Source organism: Citrobacter sp. T1.2D-1, assembly GCF_950098555.1.
GTDB lineage: Bacteria > Pseudomonadota > Gammaproteobacteria > Enterobacterales > Enterobacteriaceae > Citrobacter_A > Citrobacter_A telavivensis.
Map to the genome: position 1 here is coordinate 471,789 of NZ_CATNHH010000001.1, position 8,864 is coordinate 480,652.

Sequence of the window (8,864 nt, forward strand, 5' to 3'; positions counted from 1 at the left end):
TCCTTACTGAAAAGATATCCCCATCACTTCCCCTACCACCAGGTTTTCCACATCCCTGGCTCCTGCGCCCTGGCATTTCTCCATAACGCGCGCAATTAACCCCTCATCCATATTTAACCGCTCCCCGGTCGCCACTAAATACCGCTGCGCTAATTTCTCCAGCTTCGTCAGCACAATCCCTTTTAATATCTCTTCATCCAGCGAGCGATAGGCCACCGTGGTCATCCTTGCTAAAAACGCCGGACGAAAGTGACGTAGTAGCGTCTCCCGTAATTCCCCGTTAAACCACTCGCTATTTAATTCAGAAAGCGGCGTCTCCAGAATCAGTTCCGCCCCGATATTGCTGGTTGCCAGCATCACCGTATTTTTAAAATCGACAATCAGCCCGGTGCCGTCCTCCATCACGCCTTTATCGAAAACGTTATAGAACGCCTCCAGCACGTCCGGGTGCGCCTTTTCGATTTCGTCGAGCAGCACCACCGAATAGGGGCGACGGCGCACGGCTTCGGTTAATGCCCCACCGCTGCCGTAGCCGACGTAACCCGGCGGTGCGCCTTTGAGCTGGCTGACGGTGTGCGCTTCCTGATACTCGGAAAGATTAATGGTGATGAGGTTACGTTCACCGCCGTACAGGGCATCGGCCAGCGCATACGCGGTTTCGGTTTTGCCGACGCCGGTTGGCCCCACCAGCAGGAACACGCCGACCGGCTTCTGCGGGTCGGTCAGGCCGCTGCGATACGCGCGCAGGCGCTGGACGATGGTTTCCAGCGCCGCCTGTTGTCCCATCACCCGTTCGCTCATCCGCTCAACCAGCGTACGCAGGGCGTGGGCTTCATCGGTCAGCATCTGCCCGAGCGGGATCCCCGTCCAGCCGCTAATCACGGCGGCGACGGTGGCGGCGTCTACGCAATCGGCCACCAGCGGTACTTCCTCGCGCAGCTGCGCGGCGGCGGTTTCCAGCTTGCCAATCAGCGCCGCGCATTCCACCAACTGTTGCTCCAGTTCTTCGTCATCCTCATCGAGTCGTTCGCTAAGATTCAGCATCCGCTGACGGGCGGAGAGCAGCTCGCCGACCCGCTGGCGCTCATCCTGCCAGCGCCCTTCCACTTCCCGCGCCTGAATCTGGAGTTTCTCCGCCTGCGCCTCCAGCTCGCACAGCCGGTCGTGATGATCAACGCCCATCAGCAGCTCGCGATTCAGCCGTTGCCCCTCTTCCTCAATGGCCGCCCGTTGTTGGCGGATCTCTTCGAGCGCAGGCGGTACGTCATGCTGCGCCAGCGCCACGCGTGCGCAGGCCGTGTCGAGTACGCTGATGGCTTTGTCCGGCAGCTGTCGTCCGGAGATGTAGCGCTGCGACAGGCGCACCGCTTCGTGGATTGCACTGTCGAGGATCTGCACGCCGTGATGCGCTTCCAGCTTATCGGCGACCGCCCGCAGCATCACCACCGCGCGATGCTCGTCCGGTTCTTCAATCTGGATACGCTGAAAGCGCCGGTCCAGCGCCGGATCCTTCTCGAAATATTTTTTGTACTCCTGCCAGGTGGTCGCCGCGAGAGTTCGCAGCTCACCGCGCGCCAGTGCCGGTTTCAGCAGGTTGGCGGCGTCGCTGCCGCCCTCGGCGCCACCCGCGCCAATCAGCGTATGGGCTTCGTCGATAAACAAAATAATCGGCTGAGAGGATTTTTTGACCGCGTCGATCACGCCTTTCAGCCGCTGCTCAAATTCGCCCTTTACGCCCGCGCCGGCCTGCAACAGGCCAAGATCGAGCGCCAGCAGCGACACGTCGCGCAGCGGCGGCGGCACGCTGCCTTCAGCGATGCGTCGCGCCAGCCCTTCGGCGACGGCCGTTTTCCCGACGCCAGGCGCACCAACCAGAATCGGGTTGTTCTGCCGACGACGTAGCAGAATGTCGATACACTGGCGGATCTCGCTATCGCGACCGATGATCGGGTCGATCCGTCCCTCGCGCGCATCGCGGGTCAGGTCGTGGGTAAATTGCTCCAGTACGCCGCTTTCATGGTCAGGGCGATCATCAGACTGCGGCCCGTTTTGTTCCTCCACGGAAAGTCGGCACCAGTTCCGCCACTGATTTTCCAGCGTCATGGCCTGAATGCCGAGCAACAACGGCATCCCCTGTGCCAGTTGGCTACGCAGCCGTTCGCGGGTCAGCAATGCCAGCAACAGTAACGCCGAACGCACCTGTGCAAGACGCTGGAAGGTCGCCAGCAGAATCGCCCCTTCCAGCAGTTCCACTAGCTGGACGGAAAAGACCGGCATGCGCGTACAGCCGGTTTTAAACTGCGCCTGGGTGCGCTGAATCTCTTCACGCAGCCTGTCCGCAGGGATCGCCGCCTCGCTGAGGCAACAGGCCAGATCGCCCTGTTCCTCATCCAGCAGAGCTAACAACAAATGTTCGGGTTCAACAAACCAGTGTCCCTGTCCCCGGCTCCGTTCAGCCGCCAGTTCCAGCGCGCGAAAGCAATTCGGGTTCAGTCGTTGTACCAACGCGTTTAAATCCATGTTCATCCTCCCTGAAAAACAGACGACAGCAGCACGGCGACGCTTTGCGCCCCTGTAGCTGTGCAGTACGCCCCAGGCGCGGAGGCCGCGCGCGGGACAGATGCGTGTCAAGCGTCAACGTCCCGCGCATGACCAGCTCCAGCGAAATCGCCGCGCCAAACCAGAGGCGTCCGGCCAGGCTCAGCGTGGTGAAGCCTTCGCCACCGGGTAAAAATGTGCGCCATTGCGCGGCACTGCTGACGATCAGATGGAGCCGGATGCCCGCGTGTTGATGCCAGGCGTGGCGGCCCGCCACGCTGTTGCGCCCCAGCCGACAGCCGGTGCGGCTCTGCGCATCGGCGGGTAATCCCTGCCAGCGCCCCACAAACGCTTCCACCGACACGCTGATGTTCATCATCGCCGCCGCCAGTGCGACAAATCCTGCGGCACCGCGCCTGCGGTTTGCCAACAGACCGCTTTGGATCAGCGATAACGGCACCTGCGCCGGACGCGCCGTGGTCAAAAATCCACATAGCGCCTGCATGAGTTCGCCGCCTGCCGCCTGCTCTCGTCGGGCATAAGGCGTCGCCAGCCGATATACGCTTCGGCTTCGGCAGTCGTGTTCAATCATCCGCTGCTCAAACAGGTTGAGGAAATCCTGTGCCGCCTGTGGCAGCGCCTCCAGTTCCTCGTAGGGTAAAACGCCGTCCGCTCCGCCCAGGCCGAGGCTTCGCACTTCTACGCGCGCCCCCTGCAAACGGCCAATCTCCGCCGGGGCAAAGGTCAGCCCCAGCTCACCGCGCAGTTCAGGCGACACGCCGCTCAGTTCGAGCAACCGGACGCACTGCTCCAGCGAAAAGCGCCAGGGTTCGCGCCGAAGCTGCGCTATCACACTATCGGCAGGCTGGGATCGGTATCGCGCCATAGCGGGATCTCCTCGCTGTCATCCTGCAACACGGTATGTACAAAGCAGTTTGCCGTGGCGTTACGCGCCAGAAAACGGGCGATGATCGCGGCAAAAAGCAGGCGACTGCTGGCGGTGAACGCCTGAGGATCCAGCGTCAGCGTGACCCGAATACCGTTACGCCAGCCACGCCAAGCATCACGACCAGAATGTTCGCTGGCCCGTTCGCAGCGCATCGCACGGATGCCGTCGATTTGCTGCCAGACCGCCGCCGATTCCCCCGAAGAGGCATACAGAGAGAGCATCTCTTTCAGTGACGCCAGCGCCTCGTCGCCTTCGGTCAACGACACATGATTGAGCACCAGCGAGGAAACCAACTTCCAGCGTGCGTTCCGCTGCCTTACGGACTGACCCGGACTCGTCGGCGTGCCCAGCAAGCACGCCTGCGCTATCGGCCCCGGAAACTCAAAGGCCAGAGGGGTTCCGGCCATCAGCGACGACGCACACTCACCGTTGGTACACAGAAGCGTTGCCGTCAGCGTGGACGCTTCATCGGCGGCAAAGGGATCAAAACGGCTGTCCACCAGCGTCAGCCAGAGATCGTTCTCCTGCCGATAATGTCGCCGCGCATGCCAGAACCATCGAGCATCAGCATGCTGTTGCGCGCCGTAATAGGGCGGCACCGGCCAGGCTTCATCGCGTCGGCTCATCCACAGTTGAACAATGCGGTAGATTTGCATCTCTTTGTCGTAGAGATCGGCGACCAGCCGGTATTCGCTGTGCGTGTGCCCGACGGGCAGCGGTTCCGAGGTTCGCGTAAACAGATTCGCCACCGGTACGCAGTTGAGACGCACATCGTCCCGAGTCAGATTCAGCGCCGTGTCCGGGGCGCGACGAAAAGGAATGCAGAGCGTCATCGTGTCGCCGTGCGGGGTCTGCGGGATCGGCAAATCGAAATACATCAGCGCCTGCGGGCAGTGCATCCAGGCGCTCAACGCCAGCCCGCTCGACTCGACGCCCGGCTCGCTCGCCAACAGGTGCTCCGCATTTTCGAGCCCTACCGGCTGCGGGCGCAGTGGGCCTATCGTGTGGGCATAGAGCAGGTCGAAAAGCGCGGCGTTAACCTGCGCAGAACCCCCCAGGTAAATGCGCAACGTGCGCATCGTCAGCGTGGAAAACTTATAGGGTGGTAAACAACGAAGCCGAAGCGACAATGCGCCCCGCGCCTGGCTTAGCCCACATGCCTGACGAGCCGCACTCGCGTCGAGCCAGGTGAGGTCATCGATCGCGACCGGCCACAGCGTATGCTGCAATGCGGTACGCCACCAGACCGTTTCGCCCTCTGCCGTCAGCGCGTACAGCGGCGTACCGGCGGGCAGCGTGTAGCCCTGCGTCAGATCGCCTGCCAGCGGATCGGGCGTAAAACGGGCGGTGGCAAATGAGGGATAGGGGCGCAGCAGATGCGGGGTGAGCAGTTCCAGAAGCGATTCACTCAGTTCGCTAAACCCTTCGTCCAGCCGCTGGTTCAGGCGCGCGCTTTGCAGCGCGAACCCTTCCAGCAGCCGCTCGACGTGCGGGTCGGGACAGTCAAATTCGCTTAAACGCAGGCGGGCGGCGATCTTCGGATGCTGGCGGGAAAATTCACCGCTGGCGGCACGCAACCACCGGAGTTCCTGCAAATAATCCTCCAGCAACCTGTCGTCCATCGTTCTCTCCTGTTGGCTTTACCGCCAACGACCATTTTGATACGCCAGATCCAGCGCCAGCAGCGCATCGTCATCCCACAGTTGCGCTTCCAGATGGAGCGCCAGCGTGGTGTGGCGCGCCTCTTTGACACTCACCGTCAACGCTTTAATGCGGGGTTCAAGATGCAAAATCGTGCGTCTGAGCTGGCGACAAAACCAGTCGAGCACCCGATCATCATCCGCATTGATGCCGTGCCATTCGGGAACGCCCCAGGCGAGCAGCGCGGGGAGCGACGCGGCGTCTTTCGGCGCGCGGGTGTTGAACAACCTGCGCAGTTCCCGGTAGACCGACTCGCGTGGTGAGATAGCCTCATCCGCCAGCCTGTCGAGTAGCGCAACCGGTATGGAGGAGCTCATCATTAGCTCCCTTTCTTATTCATCGTCATATCCCAGACCGAAGAACTGGTTCCCTGCTGGGTCCCCTCCGATTTCTGCGCGGTAATTTCCCATTTGATTTTGGTGAAATTCAGCGACATCGTTTCGACCGGTTTTCCACCGTCCCCGCCGCTTACGCTCAGGTGAGAAATGATGACATTGCTCAGGGTGTAGACGATAAAAGGCAGCATTTTGCCGTCATCATTGCGGCACAGCGTCAGCTTTGCTTCTTTAATCATTTTGCCGCTACAGCAGTATTCGTTGAGCACCGGGGTGGCGAGATCGACAAACTTGGTTAGCGACATCTCCCCTACGTGCGCGCGCCCGGAGGTACGCTCGGTGTTACTGACATCGTTGGTCACCTGCATCGCCACGTTGTGGCTGAAGGACATGATCTCAATCTGATCTTTAAAGCCATCTGCCTGACTTTCACCCTTGATATCGTCCAGTTTTAAAAAAATAGCATCCATGATTTATCTCCTTATTAATCAGGCGACTGCCGGTGGCGGCAGCTCAGCAACCAGACGAATTGAGGTCGTCAACTCTTCCAGTTGGAAATGCGGGCGCAGAAAAACGACGGCGCGATAAACTCCCGGCTTACCGGGAACGTCGCTGACGTCAACCCGCGCTTCACGCAGCGGGTAGCGGGCTTTGATCTCCTGCGGCGCGCTGTCGCGCAGCAGAACGTAGTCGGCAATCCAGTTATTGAGATAGCTTTCCACCTCGTCGCGGCTCATAAAACTGCCGACTTTGTCGCGCATAATGACCTTGAGATAGTGGGCAAAGCGGGAGGCGGCAAGGATGTAAGGCAGCATCGCGGAAATGCGCGCGTTGGCATTCGCTTCCGGCGTGTTGTAGATCCGTGCCTGATTAGTGGTTTGCCCGCCAAAAAATGCGCCCGAGTTGCTGTTCTTTTTGTGGCACAGGGCAACAAACCCCAGATCGTTCAACTCTTTCTCGCGGCGATCGGTAATGGCAATCTCCGTCGGGCAGCGCAAACTGATGTCGCCGGAAGGCGTGCTGAAGGTATGCGCCGGAAGATCTTCCACCAGCCCGCCGCCTTCCGCTCCGCGAATCGCCGCGCACCAGCCGTACAACGCAAAGGCATCGGTGATCCGGTTTGCCAGCTTCCACGCCGCATTACCCCACAGGTACTTACTGGCATCCAGGCCGTTGACGTCCTCAACGAAGTTGACGCCTTCCACGGGTACGGTATCCGGGCCATAGGGCAGGCGCTGTAATACATGGGGTAAAACCAGCGTCACATAGCGGGACTCATCGCTTTCACGGAATGCCCGCCATTTGATCAGCTCAGCACTTTCGAAGATCTTCGCCAGACTGCGCGGCACGCCAAGCTCAGCGAACGATCCCATATCAAACAGACGTGGGCTGGCTGCGGCAATAAAGGGGGCATGAGCCACCGCCGCGACCTGCGAAATTTTCTCCAGCAGCGCCACATCCTGCGGATGGCGACCAAATTCATAATCGCCGACCAGCACGCTATAGGGGTTGCCGCCAAAGGTGCCGTATTCATCTTCATACAGCTTTTTGAACAACGTGCTTTGATCGAACTCCACCGCTTTTTCGAGATCGTTTTGCAGCGCTTTACGCGAGACGTTAAGCAGGCGCAGCTTGAGTCGGGAACTGGTTTCGGTGTTCATCACAAACTGATGAAGCCCACGCCAGGACGCCTCCAGCCGCTGCATATCCGGATGGTGCAGCACCTCATTAAGCTGAGCGCTAATGAGCGCGTCAATTTGTGCGATACGGTGGTTGATCATGGCGACGGTGTCGCTTTCCACCGTCATGCCTTCATCAAGGATCTGCGTTGCCAGCTCTTCCAGCATGTCGCGCGCGTAGGTCTGCTGCAGCTCATCGCGCGCCATGCGCCCTTCCTGAATGATGCGATCCAATACGCTCAGCGTGACCGTTTGCCCGCCCGTTTCAGCCTGTTCCTGAACCGTTTCCATTGTTCGTTCCTCTTCGGTTAGGCGTTTTCTGCCGGCTTGCCTTCGGTTGTTGGCCGCAACGCCTGAAGTTCAGCATTGTCATTGACCACCTGCTGGAGCAGGGCATCCAGATCGTCGTTGCCATCCAGTTTGGTCAGCAGATCGCGCAGGCGCTGACGAGCAAGAAACAGGCGCTGAAGGGGTTTCACTTGATCGATAATGTTGAGAGGAGAGAAATCGTCGATGGTTTTGAAATGAAGCTCGATGTTGAATTTGCTGTCATCATTCGCCAGCCGATTCTCCACCTGGAGCGCCAGGCGGGGGGCGATCGACGCGAGCACATCATCAAAGTTATCACGATCGATATCGACAAACCGCCGGTCACGTAGCTTTTCAGGTGGGGTCGCCGGCTGGCCGGATAAATCGGCTAAAATACCGACAACAAGAGGCAATTCCTTTTTTTCTATTGCTCCACCCGTTTCCACGTCATAGGTAATTTGCACCCGCGGTGGTCTAATACGACTGAGTTTATGTTGAATACTCTCTGCCATAACTTGTCCTTTTCGCAATAAAAATCCCGAGTGCAATCTTGCGTGCACCTTTATTTGAAAACGTTATTTCAGAATAATCAATCGCCATTATAAAAAACACAATGGAAAATAAATATCAACCAATTTTTGTTTTCTGGATGAGAATCTTCCTGGTTGATCAATATCACATGCAAAGAACAAAAGATTCATTATTCAATAAGATACTGAAAAGTAGATGATAGAGTGAATATTCCATACGGTATATTCACTCTACGGGCACACCCTATTTTCACCTGTTTATTTAATGATTAACGCCGAATAATGATTTAAATCAACTAAACAAACCTCACCATTAATTATTTTCTTAACGGGGATATAAAAGGAATTTATATGACTAACGGCAGATGCCATTTGGCCCGAATAATATTTATTACTTGTTTAGCATTGCTTAATAATGGCTGTTCATTCTGGTCAAATCAGGTGGAATTAAAGACGGTGGTCATCGATACCGTCGCGGAAGCGAATGATAACACCCCTGTCGCCGTGGATATTGTCGCCATTGCCGATGCCTCACTTGTGCCTGTGGTGCAGACGCTTTCGGCAACGCAGTGGTTTAACGCCAGAGCGCAACTACAGCGCGATTACCCTGGCGGTTTGCACGTGTGGTCTCTGGAACTGGTTCCCGGCTCCCGCTTTACCGCTGATGACAATCCGCTGAGCGGCGCTCCTGCAGAAGCCACGCTGCTGTTTGCCCGCTATCGCAGCGAAGGCGAGCACCGCCTGCGACTGGACAAAACCACCGCCCTGCATCTGCAACTGATGGCGGACGAGGCGGTACTGGCTCCTGAACAAGGAAAGTAAT

Annotated in this window: 8 protein-coding genes; 1 reads left to right on the forward strand and 7 read right to left on the reverse strand. The window is 58.1% G+C overall.

The annotated features are described in order from the left end of the window. Nucleotides 1-3: 3 nt before the first annotated feature. The 7 genes from tssH to tssB are packed head-to-tail and all read right to left on the reverse strand — an operon-like array spanning nt 4 to nt 8,023. The gene (gene tssH / locus QQZ17_RS02205; RefSeq protein ID WP_152401937.1) at nt 4-2,520 is read right to left on the reverse strand and encodes a type VI secretion system ATPase TssH; all 2,517 of its coding nucleotides are present in this window, start codon (nt 2,518-2,520) and stop codon (nt 4-6) included. Next, entirely contained in the window at nt 2,453-3,424 is a 972-nt protein-coding gene (locus tag QQZ17_RS02210) for a type VI secretion system baseplate subunit TssG (protein ID WP_152401936.1), read from the reverse strand. The genes tssH and QQZ17_RS02210 overlap by 68 nt, the downstream gene beginning before the upstream one ends. Continuing rightward, the gene (gene tssF / locus QQZ17_RS02215) at nt 3,388-5,109 is read right to left on the reverse strand and encodes a type VI secretion system baseplate subunit TssF (RefSeq protein ID WP_152401934.1); all 1,722 of its coding nucleotides are present in this window, start codon (nt 5,107-5,109) and stop codon (nt 3,388-3,390) included. Before tssF ends, QQZ17_RS02210 begins: the two co-directional genes overlap by 37 nt. 18 nt (nt 5,110-5,127) lie before the next feature. Next, nucleotides 5,128-5,508, reverse strand: a complete 381-nt coding sequence (gene tssE / locus QQZ17_RS02220; RefSeq protein WP_152401932.1) for a type VI secretion system baseplate subunit TssE — start codon at nt 5,506-5,508, stop codon at nt 5,128-5,130. After that, the gene (locus QQZ17_RS02225) at nt 5,508-5,993 is read right to left on the reverse strand and encodes an Hcp family type VI secretion system effector (protein WP_152401930.1); all 486 of its coding nucleotides are present in this window, start codon (nt 5,991-5,993) and stop codon (nt 5,508-5,510) included. Before QQZ17_RS02225 ends, tssE begins: the two co-directional genes overlap by 1 nt. A gap of 18 nt (nt 5,994-6,011) precedes the next feature. After that, nucleotides 6,012-7,493, reverse strand: coding sequence for a type VI secretion system contractile sheath large subunit (gene tssC, locus QQZ17_RS02230; RefSeq protein ID WP_152401928.1), 1,482 nt, complete (start codon nt 7,491-7,493; stop codon nt 6,012-6,014). Between the two features lie 17 nt (nt 7,494-7,510). Next, nucleotides 7,511-8,023 (reverse strand): type VI secretion system contractile sheath small subunit, encoded by a 513-nt coding sequence (gene tssB, locus QQZ17_RS02235; RefSeq protein WP_152401927.1) that lies wholly within the window; start codon nt 8,021-8,023, stop codon nt 7,511-7,513. Between the two features lie 459 nt (nt 8,024-8,482). Here tssB and QQZ17_RS02240 point away from each other — a divergent pair, with 459 nt between their 5' ends. Then, entirely contained in the window at nt 8,483-8,863 is a 381-nt protein-coding gene (locus QQZ17_RS02240; RefSeq protein WP_284554103.1) for a T6SS protein Cts2N, read from the forward strand. Nucleotide 8,864: the final 1 nt, after the last annotated feature.

Excerpts from the sequence above, each read along its gene's own strand:
- tssE (WP_152401932.1), bottom strand. The coding sequence starts at position 5,508 with ATGATGAGCTCCTCCATACCGGTTGCGCTACTCGACAGGCTGGCGGAT.
- QQZ17_RS02210 (WP_152401936.1), bottom strand. The coding sequence starts at position 3,424 with ATGGCGCGATACCGATCCCAGCCTGCCGATAGTGTGATAGCGCAGCTT.
- QQZ17_RS02225 (WP_152401930.1), bottom strand. The coding sequence starts at position 5,993 with ATGGATGCTATTTTTTTAAAACTGGACGATATCAAGGGTGAAAGTCAG.
- tssH (WP_152401937.1), bottom strand. The coding sequence starts at position 2,520 with ATGGATTTAAACGCGTTGGTACAACGACTGAACCCGAATTGCTTTCGC.
- tssB (WP_152401927.1), bottom strand. The coding sequence starts at position 8,023 with ATGGCAGAGAGTATTCAACATAAACTCAGTCGTATTAGACCACCGCGG.
- tssC (WP_152401928.1), bottom strand. The coding sequence starts at position 7,493 with ATGGAAACGGTTCAGGAACAGGCTGAAACGGGCGGGCAAACGGTCACG.
- tssF (WP_152401934.1), bottom strand. The coding sequence starts at position 5,109 with ATGGACGACAGGTTGCTGGAGGATTATTTGCAGGAACTCCGGTGGTTG.